At 68.0% G+C, this 13932-nt stretch carries 12 protein-coding genes; 7 read left to right on the forward strand and 5 right to left on the reverse strand.

The genetic code is table 11. From position 1 onward, the window contains the following. The first annotated feature begins 76 nt into the window (after positions 1 to 76). The 4 genes from NP825_RS00180 (at position 77) to ubiA (ending at position 4227) form a co-directional block, all read left to right on the forward strand. Entirely contained in the window at positions 77 to 2032 is a 1956-nt protein-coding gene (locus NP825_RS00180; protein WP_257547382.1) for a TadE/TadG family protein, read from the forward strand. Then, positions 2029 to 2583, forward strand: coding sequence for a TadE family protein (locus tag NP825_RS00185; protein ID WP_257547384.1), 555 nt, complete (start codon positions 2029 to 2031; stop codon positions 2581 to 2583). Before NP825_RS00180 ends, NP825_RS00185 begins: the two co-directional genes overlap by 4 nt. Beyond that, on the forward strand, positions 2580 to 3242 hold the full coding sequence (locus NP825_RS00190; RefSeq protein ID WP_257547386.1) for a hypothetical protein: 663 nt from the start codon (positions 2580 to 2582) through the stop codon (positions 3240 to 3242). The genes NP825_RS00185 and NP825_RS00190 overlap by 4 nt, the downstream gene beginning before the upstream one ends. Positions 3243 to 3315: 73 nt before the next feature. Continuing rightward, positions 3316 to 4227 carry a 4-hydroxybenzoate octaprenyltransferase gene (ubiA, locus tag NP825_RS00195; RefSeq protein ID WP_257547388.1) on the forward strand — a complete coding sequence of 304 codons (912 nt, stop codon included), beginning with the start codon at positions 3316 to 3318 and terminating at the stop codon, positions 4225 to 4227. A gap of 24 nt (positions 4228 to 4251) precedes the next feature. Here ubiA and smc read toward each other — a convergent pair whose 3' ends face one another. From smc to NP825_RS00215, 4 genes are all read right to left on the reverse strand, one after another. Further along, complete coding sequence (smc, locus tag NP825_RS00200; protein ID WP_257547390.1) at positions 4252 to 7695, reverse strand: chromosome segregation protein SMC; 3444 nt, start codon at positions 7693 to 7695, stop codon at positions 4252 to 4254. Between the two features lie 256 nt (positions 7696 to 7951). After that, positions 7952 to 8698: a DsbA family protein gene (locus tag NP825_RS00205; RefSeq protein WP_257547393.1), complete on the reverse strand. Its 747-nt coding sequence runs from the start codon at positions 8696 to 8698 to the stop codon at positions 7952 to 7954. 50 nt (positions 8699 to 8748) lie between these two features. After that, a complete protein-coding gene (locus tag NP825_RS00210; protein ID WP_257547395.1) occupies positions 8749 to 9468 on the reverse strand; it encodes a DsbA family protein in 720 nt (239 codons plus the stop codon). A gap of 9 nt (positions 9469 to 9477) precedes the next feature. Then, on the reverse strand, positions 9478 to 10044 hold the full coding sequence (locus NP825_RS00215; protein ID WP_257547397.1) for a DUF721 domain-containing protein: 567 nt from the start codon (positions 10042 to 10044) through the stop codon (positions 9478 to 9480). Between the two features lie 26 nt (positions 10045 to 10070). On the opposite strand from NP825_RS00215, the gene NP825_RS00220 reads away from it, so the two are divergent. Genes NP825_RS00220 through nudC form a run of 3 tightly spaced genes read left to right on the forward strand, consistent with a single transcriptional unit; the run spans position 10071 to position 13242 of the window. Then, the gene (locus NP825_RS00220; protein WP_257547399.1) at positions 10071 to 11090 is read left to right on the forward strand and encodes an A/G-specific adenine glycosylase; all 1020 of its coding nucleotides are present in this window, start codon (positions 10071 to 10073) and stop codon (positions 11088 to 11090) included. Further along, positions 11087 to 12373: a serine hydrolase gene (locus NP825_RS00225; RefSeq protein ID WP_257547401.1), complete on the forward strand. Its 1287-nt coding sequence runs from the start codon at positions 11087 to 11089 to the stop codon at positions 12371 to 12373. The genes NP825_RS00220 and NP825_RS00225 overlap by 4 nt, the downstream gene beginning before the upstream one ends. Continuing rightward, entirely contained in the window at positions 12373 to 13242 is an 870-nt protein-coding gene (gene nudC / locus NP825_RS00230; protein WP_257547404.1) for an NAD(+) diphosphatase, read from the forward strand. Before NP825_RS00225 ends, nudC begins: the two co-directional genes overlap by 1 nt. Before the next feature lie 189 nt (positions 13243 to 13431). Here nudC and NP825_RS00235 read toward each other — a convergent pair whose 3' ends face one another. Further along, entirely contained in the window at positions 13432 to 13860 is a 429-nt protein-coding gene (locus NP825_RS00235) for a DUF2497 domain-containing protein (protein WP_257547406.1), read from the reverse strand. Positions 13861 to 13932: the final 72 nt, after the last annotated feature.

Below are 13932 nucleotides of genomic sequence, written 5' to 3' on the forward strand. Positions count from 1 at the left end.
AGCAGTTTCCCCCTAGTGCGAGGATACCAGTCGCGCATCTGGGTGGGTGGCGCCTCTGGCTAGAGGGGTTTAGACCATGCGAGGGACCATTTTCAGCCGCCTGCGGGCTGGCGCCTCGAACCTGTTTCGCGATCAGCGCGGCAACGCGATGATGCTGACCGCGGCCGCGATCGTGCCCGTTGTCGGCATCGTCGGGTCGGCGGTCGACATCGGGCGCGCCTATATGACCCAGCTTCGCCTGCAACAGGCGTGCGACGCCGGCGTGCTCGCCGGCCGGCGCGCGATGGCCGGCGCCCTCTATACGGACCCGGCGAAGACCGAAGCGAACAAGATGTTCAACTTCAATTTCCCGGACGGAAATTTCGGCAGTCACGCGGTATCCTTTTCCTCCTGGGGTGTCGGGTCGTCGGACGTCGCCGGCCGCGCGACTGCGATCCTGCCGACCGCGCTCATGTATATCTTCGGCAAGGACCAGTTCGACCTGGCGGCCAATTGCACCGCGAAGCTCGAAATCTCGAACGTCGATGTGATGATGGTGCTCGACGTCACCGGGTCGATGGCGCGCAAGGCGGACAGCGACGACGACGACACCAAGATCGAGGCGCTGCGCAAGGCGGCGGTCGATTTCTTCGATACGCTGACCAACGCCGACGTCGGCGACGGGCGGATTCGCTTTGGGGTGGTTCCCTACAGCTCGTCGGTCAACGTCGGACAGATATTGATCGCGAAGAATCCCGACTGGCTCGCCGACTCCGAGTGGCTCCCCTCGCGTTCGCCGAAAACCAAAGAAATATGGAGCGATGCGCGAACGGTCGATTCCACGGACTTTGACGCGACCCCGCCCATCGCCGACAAGAAAAATGGGAAGGACAACTGGCAAGACGCAGGGACGGTCGACAAGGTCCAGGAGGATTGCGTCGACTGGGATGAGAGCGCGTCACCCAAGATCATCGATACCAAGAACCAGAATGTCCAGAATCCCGTTATCGACGGCAGCACACGTATCACCGTCAGCGATCAGAAGCGGACGTATGAATATTATTCCTATGACGCCACCTGGCAGCCCGCCACCAAGAAGAAGCCCGGCAGTTGTCAGATCAAAAAGCTCCGCTGGACGTTCACGCGCACCTATTACAAGGTGCAGACGGTCGAGACCCTGACCAGGGTTTTCGACGGCGCCTATAATTATCTCGATCGCGAATTCGACACGCGGCCGCTGAAGACCGGATCGACGATCGAGTCCGATACCGGCGATGAGGGCGCGACGGTCACCACGAGCTGGGGCGGGTGCATCATCGAGCGGATTACGACGAAATTCGCGTCCAACGAGACGGCTCCTTCGAACGCCCTCGACATGGATATCGATACGCTCCCGACAGCCGGCGATGCGGATACCCAATGGAAGCTGTTCCTCCCCGACGTCACCTATAATCGCAGCCAGGAGAAGCCGCTTTCGGGCTCGACGAAAGATCTCACCAATTTCGTCGAAAAGGGCGGTGACTATGCCGCCTGTCCGGCGGCGGCGATGAAGCTGGAGACGATGACGAAGACGGACCACGACAAGTTCGCGGCCTATATCAACACGCTGCAGCCCAAGGGCTATACCTATCACGACGCGGGCATGGCGTGGGGCGCGCGGCTGCTGTCGCCGAGCGGCCTGTTTGCCGACGAGAACGGACCCTATAACGGCCGCCCGGTCAGCCGTCACGTCATCTTCATGACCGACGGCGACATGATGACGCCGCGTGACAATCTGTCGCATCAGGGACAGGAACGGTCGATGCCGCGAATCGGCGCGACGAGCGACGATGACGCGATCGCGCGGCACAACAACCGCTTCGTCCAGCTTTGCCGGGCGGCGCGCCAGCGTGCGATCACCATCTGGGTGGTGTCGTTCGGGGTCGGCAGCAACGCCAACCTCAACAGCTGCGCCTCGTCGGGCCAGGCGTTCGAAGCCAGCAATGCGTCGCAGCTCAACGACCAGTTCCAGGCGATCGCCCGTCAGATCTCCAAGCTGAGGCTGTCGCAATGAGCCCGGTGTCCGCTCTGCTTCGCCGCCTTCGCCGCCATCAGCGCGGCACGGCGCTGATGGAATTTGCGCTGACGGCCCCGGTCTTTCTCCTCGTCCTGATGGGGATCTTCGACTATTGCTGGCAGATGTATGCGCAGCAGGTGCTGCAGGGCGCGGTCGCCAAGGCCGGTCGCGACGCGACGATCGAAACCTATGCCATCGATCAGTCGAAGCTCGATACCTTCGTGAGCAACCAGGTGCACAAGGTGTTCAAGGGTGCCGAAGTGAGCTTCAAGCGCCGCGCCTATGACGATTTCAGCAAAATGAAGGAGCCGCGCACGGTCGATTATGACGGCGACGGCGTGGTCGACTGCGTCGAGGACGGAGGCAAGACAGGCAACGGCGGTGCCGACGACGTGGTTCTCTATACCGCCTCCATGCGATTCAAGCGCATCCTGCCCGTGTGGCGGATGTTGGGGCAGTCCGAATATAAGACGCTGTCATCGACGACCGTGCTACGCAACCAGCCCTTTGCTGCGGGAAGCGAAATAGCGGCGGAGATATGCGCATGACCGGCCCCGTTCTTCATCGTCTGCGCGTTCAGGCGCGGCGCCTCGCCCGCAGCGTTCGCGCGACCGTGCTCATCGAAATGGCTTTTTCGATCCCGCTCCTCGTGCTGCTTGGCTTCGGGGGGCTGGAAATCGCCAATCTGACGCTGATCAACACCCGCATCAGCCAGATCGGACTCAACACCGCCGACAATGCCTCGCGCATCGCGGCGGGCAGCAACCTCGCGCAGCCGCAAGTTCGCGAGATCGACGTCAACGAGGTCTTCACCGGGGTCGAGAAGCAGGCGGGTGGCCTCGACTTCAAGAACCGCGGCCGCATCATCCTGTCGAGCCTCGAGCAGAACAAGGAAGGCGGCCAGTGGATCCACTGGCAGCGCTGCTATGGCAATATGAAGGTTACCTCGGCCTTCGGTCCGGAAGGGACCGGGGCGACGGGCACGAACTTCAAGGGTATGGGGCCGAAGGATCACGAGGTCACCGCGGTCAGCGGCACCGCGGTGATGTTCGTCGAGGTCGTCTATCAATATAAGCCGCTCCTCTATGGCAAATGGCTGGGACCGAAAACGATCCGGTCGGCCGCCGCCTTCAACATCCGCGAGCCGCGCGACCTGACGAAAATCTACCCCTCGACCGGGGTGACCGCGTCGACCTGCACCACCTGAGCCCCCTGAACGGGCGCGCGGCGGCGATAGGCATTTATCCCGCGCGCGACTGCTGCTATCGCCCGCGGCATCGATGACCGCCGCGACGCATCCTCCCGACAGCCAGCATCAGGGCTTCCTCGGCCTGCTTCCCGCGCCGCTGCGCCCTTATGCGCTGCTTGCGCGCTTCGACCGGCCGATCGGCTGGTGGCTGCTCTATTGGCCGTGCGCCTGGGGCCTGGCGCTCGCGGGCGGGGTGCGGAGCCATTGGCCCTTGTTCCTGTGGATGCTGCTCGGCGCGATCGTCATGCGCGGCGCGGGATGCGTCTATAACGATATCGTCGACCGCGACCTCGACGCGAAGGTTGCGCGCACCGCCGCGCGCCCGGTCGCGAGCGGCGCGGTGTCGGTGCGCGGCGCCTTGCTGTGGACCGCGCTGCTGTCGCTCGTCGGGCTGGTCGTGCTGCTGCAACTGCCGCTTCCTGCGCAGATCGTGGCGGTCGCGAGCCTCGCGCTCGTCGCTGCCTATCCCTTCATGAAGCGCATCACCTGGTGGCCGCAGGCGTGGCTGGGCCTCGTGTTCAGTTGGGGGGCGCTCGTCGGCTGGATCGCGGTCGGCGGAGGGCAGGGGTTGGCGCTGCCGTTGCTCTATGCCGGCTGCATCGCCTGGGTGATCGGCTACGACACCATCTATGCGCTGCAGGATATCGAGGACGATGCGCTGGTCGGCGTCAAGTCGAGCGCGCGCGCGCTGGGGCGCCATGTGAAGGGCGGGGTCGGCCTCTGCTATGGTTTCGCGCTCGCGGGCTGGGCGGGGGCGCTGTGGAGTGTGCGGCCCGATCCGCTGGTGCTTGTGGCGCTGGTGCCCGCGGCGCTGCACCTGACAGGACAGGTGGTAACGCTCGACCCCGAGAACGGCGCCGATGCGCTGGCGAAATTCCGCAGCAATCGTTTTGCAGGGCTGCTGGTGTTCGCGGCGATGCTGGTGGTGGGCAGCGCGCCCTGAATAATAGGGACTGTCCCTATTTAATCATTCCGCCGCCAGCAATTCCTCCGCCCCACCGAGGTCGACCGACACCAGGCGGCTGACGCCCTTCTCGATCATCGTCACCCCGAACAGGCGATGCATCCGCGCCATCGTCACCGCATTGTGGGTGACGATCAGATAGCGGGTGTTGGTCTCGCGGCTCATGCGGTCGAGCAGGTCGCAGAAGCGCTCGATATTCGCGTCGTCGAGCGGCGCGTCGACTTCGTCGAGGACGCAGATCGGCGCGGGGTTGGTGAGGAAGAGGCCGAAGATCAGCGCGACCGCGGTCAGCGCCTGCTCGCCGCCCGACAGCAGGGTCAGCGTGCCCAGCCTTTTGCCCGGCGGCTGCGCCATGATTTCGAGACCGGCCTCGAGTGGATCGTCCGAATCGACGAGTTCGAGGTGCGCCTGGCCGCCGTTGAATAGCGTGGTGAAGAGGCGCTGGAAATGCTCGTTGACGGTCTCGAACGCGGCGAGCAGGCGGACGCGGCCTTCACGATTGAGATTGCCGATCGAGCCGCGCAGCCGGTTCACCGCCTGCGTCAGTTCCTCGATCTCGGCGGCGCTCTTCTCGCGCTCGACGTCGAGTTCGGCGAGCTCGTCGGCGGCGACGAGATTGACCGGGCCGAGCCGTTCGCGCTCGGCGATCAGCCGGTCGTGCTGCGCCGATTCGGTGCTCGCATCGCCGACGCTCGCGCTCTCGAAGCCCGCCTTTTGCGGCAACAGCGGCGGCGGGCACTCGAAGCGCTCGCCCGACAGGCGGCCCATTTCGACGCGCCGCAGCTCGGCATTCTCGGAGCGCGCGGCGGCTCCGGCGCGGGTCTCGCGCGCGGCGGCGACGCGCTCGCGGATCGCGGTGAGCGCCGCCTCGGCTTCGCGGAGCGCGGCTTCGGCTTCGCGTTCGTGCGCCTCGGCCGCGCCGACCTGCTCGCGCAGACCGGCCTGCCGCGTCTCGGCATCGGCGCGGTCGCCGGCGAGCTTGTCGGGAAGCCCGGCGAGCTTCGCAGCCTCGGCGGCGAGCGCTTCGGCGCGCTTGTCCATGTCGGTGACGCGGCGCGCGGCCTCGCCCGCGCGCGCCTTCCAGCTCTTGATTTCGGCGCCCACGACCGCCTGGCGTTCGCTCAGCGCCGCGAGTGTGCGGTCGTGCGCGGCGAGCGCGGTCTGTGCTTCGTTCGCCCCGGTGCGCGCGCGGTCGGTCGCGGCTTCCTGGGTGTCGAGCGCGGCGCGCGCCAGCGCTTCGTCGGGAAGCGCGACGAGCGCGGCTTCCTGCGCGGCGAGCGCTTCGGCGGTCTCTTTCGCGGCGGCGGCGATTTCGGCAAGGCGGCGGTCGAACAGCGCGGCGGCGTCGCGGTGGCGGTCGAGCGCCGCTTCGGCCTGATCGGCGGCGCGCAGCGCGGCGCGGCGGGCCTCGTCGGCCTGTGCGAGACCCTTGCGCGCGGCGGCGGCTGCTTCGGCGAGTTCGGCGGCTTTTGCCGCGGCGGCGTCGCGGCGGTCCACCAGTTCCTGCACACCGAGTTCGACCTGGGGGCGCTGCGCCGCGAGGTCCTCGAGCCGGTTCTGGCGTTGCAGCCGCTCGGTCGCGGTCGCGCCGTCGCCGCGCGTCACGAAGCCGTCCCAGCGGCGCATCACCCCGTCCAGCGTGACGAGGCGCTGACCGGCCGCGAGCGGTTGACCGCTGTCGGTTTCGGCGACCGCGATCTGCGCGAGACGGCGCGCGAGCGCGGCGGGGGCCTGCACATAGTCGGCGAGCGATTCGGTGCCGGCGGGCAGGGGCGGGTCGTCCGGGCGCTGTTCGGCACCGCCCCAGACGCGCGGGGCGGCGGTGTCGGTGCCGGCGTCAAGATCGTCGCCGAGCGCAGCGGCGAGCGCGGCCTCATAACCGGGAGTCACGCGCAGCCGGTCGAGGATGCGGTCGTCGCCGCTGCGCGCGGCGGCGAGCGCGCGTTCGAGTGTTGCGGCTTCGCCGTCGAGCGCCGCGAGCGCGGCACGCGCTTCGGCGAGCCCAGCTTCGGCGGCGGCGAGGTCGGCGGCGGTCGCTTCGCGGTCGGCCTCGGCCTCCTGCAAGGCGGCTTCGGCGGCGGCGATCGCGGCTTCGGCCTGCTCGGCCGCCTGCGCGCTTTCGGTGCGGGCGGCGGCGAGCGCGTGGCTGTCGCCGAGCGCGGCGATGTCGGCATCGACGCGCGCTTTCTCCTGCTCGACGCGGCGGACGGCGGCTGCGGCACTATCGTGCGCCGAGACCGCGATGCGGCGGTCGGCCGCCTCGCTCGCGGCGCGTGCACGCGCCTGCGCCAGCGCGACCTCGGCATCGCGAAGATGCGCCTGCGCGGCCTGATGCGCTTCGACGAGCGTGGCCCGGCTCGCGCCGTGCGCGGCGATGTCCTGCGCAAGCTGCTTCGCCTCGGCATCGAGCGCGGTGAGCGCGGCGTGCGCCTCGCGCGCGAGTTCGCCCTCGCGCGCGCGGTCGTCGGCCAGGCGTTGCTGCTGCGCCGCCAGATCATCGAGCCGCTGGCGCGCGGCGCGTTCCTCGCCCTGCAGGCGGACGAGCGTCGCGGTCGCTTCCGCGAGCGCGTCGCGCCGCGCCTGCGCCTCGGCGCGGGCGGCGCCGACGCGGGTCGCGACTTCGACCTGCGCCGTCGAGACGGTTTCGAGTTCGGCCTGTGCCGCCTTCACCGCGGCTTCGGCTGCGTCGGCGTCGTGGCGCGCCTGGTCGGCGGCGGCCGCGGCATCGCGCCAGCGCGCATAGATGAGCCGCCCCTCGGCGACGCGGATGTCTTCGGACAGCTTCCGGTATTTTTCGGCGGCGCGCGCCTGGCGACGGAGCGCGTTCGCGCGCACCTCCATGTCGGCGACGATTTCGGAGAGCCGGGTGAGATTGGTCTCGGTCGCGCGCAATTTCTGCTCGGCGTCCTTGCGGCGGACGTGCAGGCCCGCGATTCCGGCAGCCTCTTCCAGCATCGCGCGGCGGTCGGTCGGTTTCGCGGCGATGACGTTCGCGATCTTGCCCTGGCTGACGAGCGCCGGGCTGTGCGCGCCGGTCGCGGCGTCGGCGAAAATCAGCGCGACATCCTTCGCGCGCACGTCGCGGCCGTTGGCGCGATAGGCCGATCCCGCGCCGCGTTCGATACGGCGGATGATTTCGAGCTCGTCGCCCTCGCTCGCGTCGGACAGGCCGGCGACGACCCCGCCCTCGGTATCGCAATGGATTGCGACCTCGGCGAAATCGCGCGGCGGGCGCTGCGCGGTGCCCGCGAAGATGACATCCTCCATCCCGCCGCCGCGCATCGACTTGGGCGAGGATTCGCCCATCACCCAGCGGATCGCTTCGAGCAGGTTCGACTTGCCGCAGCCATTGGGGCCGACGACGCCGGTCAGGCCGGGCTCGATCCGCAGTTCGGTGGGTTCGACGAAGCTTTTGAAACCGGTCAGGCGCAGGCGCTTTATCTGCACGGGCGATCCCCGTGCAGTCGGTCGAATCGGAGCTGTTGCAACCTTTGCGTCACATTTCCCCCTGACGCCGTCATGGCGCGCCCAAGGGGGAGTCGCAAGGCTTCTCACATCTCGTCATCCCGGCGAAGGCCGGGACCTCATCCTTGCGCTCTGGCGCATCGGCGAGATCCCGGCCGTCAGCTTTGCTGAGGTTTATCCTGAGCGCCTGCCAAGGCAGTCGAAGGGCCGGGATGATGGAGATGAGCTAGGCCGTCGTTCAGCGCACACCCATGGTGCGCAGATGATCGCGCAGCGGACCCCAGGCGGCGACGCCTTCGAGAACCTGGCCGTTGACGACGAAGGTCGGGGTGCCCTGGATCTGATATTTCTCGGCCGCGGCGTTGGTGCCCTGTTCGAGCTTCGAGATATTGTCGACGTTGGACAGGCAGGCGTTGATCTGCTCGCCGGTCACGCCGCGCGACTGAAAGAAAGTGTCGAGCTTCAGCGCCTTGGCGAAGGCGGGGAAACGCTGCGCGGGGGGCAGTTTCATCGCGGCGTCGGCGGCGGCTTCATTGCCCTTCACGCCCGCGAACAACTCTTCCTGCGATGCGAAGACATTGTCCTGCAGCGGGAAATAGCGGTCGACCGGCGCGCAGCGGATGATCGCGGCGGCGGTGGCGTCGAGCGGATCGCGGATGAAATTATGGACCTCCAGGCTGACGCGGCCGGTGTCGATGAAGTCGCGCCGGAGTTCTTCATGGCTTTCGGTCGAGAAGGCCGCGCAATGCGAGCAGGTGATCGACGCGAATTCGATGACCTTGATCGGCGCATCGGGGTTGCCCATCACATAGCCGCCGTCGGCATTCTTGCTGACCGTCTGCGACCAGCTCTTCCCTGCGGGCGCGGCGACCTTGGCGATGACGTCCTGCTGCTTGGTCTGGTCGGTCTTGGTCTCGCCGCACGCGCTGAGCGCGAGCGCGCCGAGCGAGGCGAGGAGGAGGATGCGCAGCTTGGGCTGGATCATGGTCGGGCTTTCCTTGGGCATGATTGGGGGATGATGACTGGAGCGGGCTTTTACGAGCCCTTGAGCGCGGCGTCGAGTTTCGTTTTCAGCGCGGACCAGGCGGTGACTTCGGCGTCGCGGCCGTTGACGAAGAAGGTCGGGGTGCCGCGGACGTGATCGGCCGATAGCCCGATATTGGTCATGCCGGTCACTTCGGCCTGCGCGACTTCGCTGTCGAGGCAGGCGTTCACCTGCGCCGCCGAATAACCGCGCTTCTGCATCAGCGCGGCAAGGCCGGTGTCGGCGGCGATCTTGCGCGCGCGCGTGCCGGGTTCGCCCTGATACCAGCTTGCCCTCTGCGCTTCGCTCATCTTGACCACCTTGTTCAGCCATACCGGCTGCGCGGCGAAGATCGCCTGGTGGTTGCCGGCGAAGGCGCTCGCCGGGCCGCAGCGCGCCAGCAGCGCGGCGGTCAGGTCGACGGGGTCGCGGACGAGGTTGCGATATTCGAAGAGGACGAGCCCCTTGTCGATATATTGCGCCTTGAGCGGTGCCGAGCCGAGCTTCGCGAAATCGGCGCAATGGCTGCAGGTATAGCTGAAATATTCGACCAGCTTCACCTTCGCCCTGGGGTTGCCGACGACATAGGCACCGATCGAATTGACGCTGACGGTCGCCGACCAGCGTGCCGGTTTCGCGGGTGTGGCCGCGACGAACAAGGTGAACGCGGCCGCCGTCAGGGTGGCGATCGCAGCGCGGCGGGCGAGAGGCGTGGCATGAAATGCGGGCATGACGAACCTTCAACTGATCTTGGGGATGTTCGGCGTTCCCGCGAGCCCCGCCGCCATGCGTTCGAGCACGGTGCGCAGTTCCGGGTCGCCGATGTCGCGCAGACTGTCCCCCAGTTCGGCGGGTACGGGTTTCAGCATTGCCGGTGGCTGAACGGGAGCGGCGGGGGTGACCTGGCCGTGCGTCATGCGCACGGTGGCGATCGCGGCATAGCCGAAGAAGCGGTTGACCGACGCGATGATGTCGGGCGCGACATGCTGGAGCATCGGGGCATGCGCGCCGCTGATCGTCAGGTGCAGCGTCCCCCCTGCCTTCTGCCCGGCGGGAAAGCGGATCATCGCGGGCTGGGTGACGTCGGCGAGCCGGTCGCCGACGATCTCGCGCCAGCGGCTGACCACCGACGACTGGATGAAGCCGAATTTGCGGAAGGCGGTGCGGCCGATTTCGGGGACGAGGTCGGCGATCGAGCGCGCCTCGCCGCCGCGCGGCCGCTCATAGGGGCGGGCAGGCGGCTTTTTGGCCGCCTTCCCGGCCTTGGGCTTTTTGCCCGCATCGCCCCCGCTCGCGTCTTTCTTCATGCCGGAGGCCATGCCATAGGCGGGGGGTGAGCGTCCAGAGCATCGATAGTTTCGCAGGCCGTCTGCTCGGCTGGTACGACCGCGCGGCGCGCGATCTGCCATGGCGCATCCCGCCGAGCCGCGAGACGGTTCCCGACCCCTATCGCGTCTGGATGGCCGAGATCATGCTCCAGCAGACGACGGTTGCGGCGGTCGGGGGCTATTTCATGCGCTTCGTTCGGCGTTGGCCGACGGTGGCCGATCTGGCGGCGGCCGACGACGCCGACGTCATGGCGGCGTGGGCGGGGCTCGGCTATTATGCCCGCGCGCGCAACCTGCTCGCCTGCGCGCGGACGGTGGTCGCCGGGCATGGCGGGCGCTTTCCCGACAGCGAGGAGGGGCTGCGCGCCTTGCCCGGCGTCGGCGATTATACCGCGGCGGCGGTCGCGGCGATCGCGTTCGGCCGGCCCTCGGTCGTCGTCGACGCCAATATCGAGCGAGTGATCGCGCGGCATCGGCTGATCGAGACGGCCCTGCCCGCCGCGAAGCGCGAGATCCGCGCCGCGCTGGCGCCGCTCGTCCCGCAGGGGCGCCCCGGCGATTTCGCGCAAGGCTTGATGGATCTCGGCGCGACCATCTGCACCCCGCGCGCGCCTGCATGCGGTATCTGCCCGGTGAGGACCGACTGCCGCGCGCGTGGACGCGCCGATATCGAGAAGCTGCCGGTCAAGCCGCCGAAGAAGGCGAAGCCGCAGCGCTATGGCGTCGCCTGGTGGATCGAGCGGGACGATGCGATCTGGCTGGTGCGCCGCCCCGGCAAGGGGATGCTCGGCGGGATGCGCGCGCTGCCCGGCGGCGAGTGGACCGATGAGGCGCCGCCCGAGTCCGGCCTCGTCCATGTCGATCATGGCTTCACCCATTTCGACCTGCGGCTGACCCTCATCGCGCGCGAAAGCGAGCTTGCCGCAGGGGAAGGCGAATGGTGGCCGCTTTCGGCGCTTGACGCGGCGGGATTGCCGACGCTCTATCGAAAACTGACCGACAGGATGCGGGAGAGGATTGCATGAATATGATGGTTTCGCGCCGCGCGATGCTCGGCGGAATCGCGCTCGGCGGCGCGGGGATGCTGCTGCCGCGCGCGGCCTTCGCGTGGAAGGCCGACGGCGCCGCGCTCTATCCCGCGACCGATGCCTTCATCGAGGGTTTCGTCGACCGCCGCGAACTCGCGGGCACGCTCGCCGCGATCGGCAAGGCGCAGGGAGCGCTCGATGTTTTCGGCGCGGGGACGCAGGCGATGGATTCGGCGAAGCCGGTCGATGGCGACACGATCTGGCGGCTTTATTCGATGACCAAGCCCGTCACCGGCATGGCGGCGATGCTGCTGGTCGAGGAAGGCAGGCTGAAACTCGACCAGCCGATCGCCGACATATTGCCCGCCTTCGCGAAGATGAAGGTGCAGAACACCCCCGACGGCTCGCTGACCGATGTGCGCGACGCGAAGACGCTGATCACCGTGCGCCACCTGCTCACGCACACCGCGGGGCTCGGCTATGGCATCATTCAGAAGGGGCCGCTGCGCGACGCCTATAATGCGGCGGGCATCCTTGGCGGGCAGGTCAGCCGACTGCCGATTCCCGGCATGCCGACGTCGGCGTCGGCGCCGAGCCTTGCCGAATTCGCCGACCGGCTCGCGAAACTGCCGCTCGTCTATGAACCCGGCACCCAGTGGAGCTATTCGGTCGGGCTCGACCTGATGGGCCGCGTGATCGAGGTCGTGTCGGGACAGCCCTTCGACGCTTTCCTGAAGGCGCGCATCTTCGATCCGCTAGGCATGACCAGCACGGGCTTTCAGGTCGCGGCGGCCGATGTCGGGCGGCTCTCGACCAACTATGCGCCCTTCGGCGGTGCGCTGCTGCCGATCGATCCCGCGACGAGCTCGATCTATCTCGACAAGCCGCCGATCCCCTACGGCGGCGGCGGCCTCGTCGCGAGCGCGCGCGATTACGACCGCTTCCTCGCGATGCTGCTCGGGGAGGGCGAGACGGGGGGCGTCCGCATCCTGAAACCCGAAACCGCGCGGCTCGCGATGTCGAACCTGCTGCCCGAAGGGGCGACGACGAAGAACAGCTTCGTCGAGGGCGAGGGCTTCGGCGCCGGCGGGCGCGTGTCGCTTGCCTCATCGCCGACCGGCGAGGGCGTCTATGGCTGGGGCGGCGCGGCGGGGACGATCGGCTTCGTCGACCGCACGCGCGGCTACCGCGTCGGCGGCTATGCCCAATATATGCCCGCCGAGGCGCTGCCCTTCCAGCGCGACTTCGGCAAGGCCTTCTACAAGGATGTGATGGCCTGATGCCGCTGCCACTGGGGTTCACGGGCGCGCGGCTCGACCGCGCCGATCCGCTTCGCACCGATGCCGAGGCGTTCGCGGCGGCAACGCGCGACCCGCGCGCGACCTGTCTCGCGATGGACGGGATCGACCCGGTGCCGGGCGAGCGCGGCGGGCTGATCTGGGAGCCGCTCGATCCGGCTGACGAGCGGCCGCTGCTGCTCCTCGGGATCGACGATGCCGGGGCACCGCGCTTCGTGCGCGGTCCGGCGCCGGGGGCGCGGATCGACGCGCGCTCGCGCACCGTGATGCGGCTTCTGCCCCTGCTTTCGCCCGAGGAGGCAGCGCTCTATGGTGGCGCGCGCAGCCTCGTCGACTGGCACGCGCGGCATCGCTTTTGCGCGGTGTGCGGACAGGGAACCGAGATTTTCCGCGGCGGCTGGGGGCGCAATTGCGGATCGTGCGGTTCCGAACATTTCCCACGCGTCGATCCGGTGGTGATCATGCTTGCCGAATATGAAGGGCGCGTGCTCGTCGGGCGCCAGCCGGGCTTTCCGCCGGGATTCTTCTCGGCGCTCGCGGGCTTCGTCGAGCCCGGCGAATCGCTTGAGGAAGCGGTCGCGCGCGAATTGTTCGAGGAGGCCGGTATCCAGGTTTCGGACGTCAGTTATGTGGCGAGCCAGCCCTGGCCCTTCCCCTCGTCGCTGATGATCGGCTGCCGCGCGGTCGCGCGCGATCCCGCGCTGAGGCTCGATACGACCGAGATCGAAGCGGCGATGTGGGTCGACCGCGCCGAGGTGCTTGCGGCGCTCGCGGGCGACATGGGCGCGAGCTTCGTGGCCCCGCCGCCGCTGGCGATCGCAAGATATCTGCTGGAGGATTGGGCGGGATAGAGTGCTGCACCTTCATTTGACTCACCGTCCCGTTCGTGTCGAGCGAAGTCGAGACACCCATCGGCCTTGCGCTGCCCCGATGGGTGTCTCGACTTCGCTCGACACGAACGGAATGGGGGTGGTGCCGATTTAACGCGCGGCGCTCTAAAATTCTCCCCATCGCTGCGCGGCAGGGATGATCGCAGGGCCCTAGAATTTCTTCCCGGTAATCCGGCTGATTTCCTTCGCCACCATCGCCTCGACCATCGCGGGGAGATTGGCGTCGAGCCAGTCCTTGAGCATCGGGCGAAGTGCTTCCAGCACGACCTCTTCCATCGTGCGGCCCCCCGCGGGAGCGGATGCCGTGGGCGCGGCCGGCGAGACCGCGGCGTTCAGCGCCTCGAGCGACTGGCGTGCGGCGTGCGCGCTCGCGGCCGACACCAGTTCCTCTTCGGTCGGGATCGCGGGGGTCGGGATCGCCGCCGTCTCGTCGGCTTCGTCCGATTCTTCGTCGTGAAGGTCGAGCACGTCCTCGCCGCCGCGCTGGATGCGGGCGCCCGGTGCCTCGTCGCGGGCAATCACCCGCCGAATCGACGACAAGATATCTTCCATAGACGGCTCGCGCGACAGATCGCCCATATTTGCCCCCTTACCCCACGAATCCGGGCCCCACGCCATCGTGGGTTGCCCTTCAAGGGCGGTTAACCATCA

Source organism: Sphingopyxis sp. DBS4 (assembly GCF_024628865.1).
Lineage (GTDB): Bacteria > Pseudomonadota > Alphaproteobacteria > Sphingomonadales > Sphingomonadaceae > Sphingopyxis.

Coding starts and splice junctions, on each gene's coding strand:
- NP825_RS00205 (WP_257547393.1), bottom strand. CDS start 8,698: ATGATCCAGCCCAAGCTGCGCATCCTCCTCCTCGCCTCGCTCGGCGCG.
- nudC (WP_257547404.1), top strand. CDS start 12,373: ATGCCGCTGCCACTGGGGTTCACGGGCGCGCGGCTCGACCGCGCCGAT.
- NP825_RS00235 (WP_257547406.1), bottom strand. CDS start 13,860: ATGGGCGATCTGTCGCGCGAGCCGTCTATGGAAGATATCTTGTCGTCG.
- NP825_RS00215 (WP_257547397.1), bottom strand. CDS start 10,044: ATGAAGAAAGACGCGAGCGGGGGCGATGCGGGCAAAAAGCCCAAGGCC.
- NP825_RS00210 (WP_257547395.1), bottom strand. CDS start 9,468: ATGCCCGCATTTCATGCCACGCCTCTCGCCCGCCGCGCTGCGATCGCC.
- NP825_RS00185 (WP_257547384.1), top strand. CDS start 2,029: ATGAGCCCGGTGTCCGCTCTGCTTCGCCGCCTTCGCCGCCATCAGCGC.
- NP825_RS00180 (WP_257547382.1), top strand. CDS start 77: ATGCGAGGGACCATTTTCAGCCGCCTGCGGGCTGGCGCCTCGAACCTG.
- ubiA (WP_257547388.1), top strand. CDS start 3,316: ATGACCGCCGCGACGCATCCTCCCGACAGCCAGCATCAGGGCTTCCTC.
- NP825_RS00190 (WP_257547386.1), top strand. CDS start 2,580: ATGACCGGCCCCGTTCTTCATCGTCTGCGCGTTCAGGCGCGGCGCCTC.
- NP825_RS00225 (WP_257547401.1), top strand. CDS start 11,087: ATGAATATGATGGTTTCGCGCCGCGCGATGCTCGGCGGAATCGCGCTC.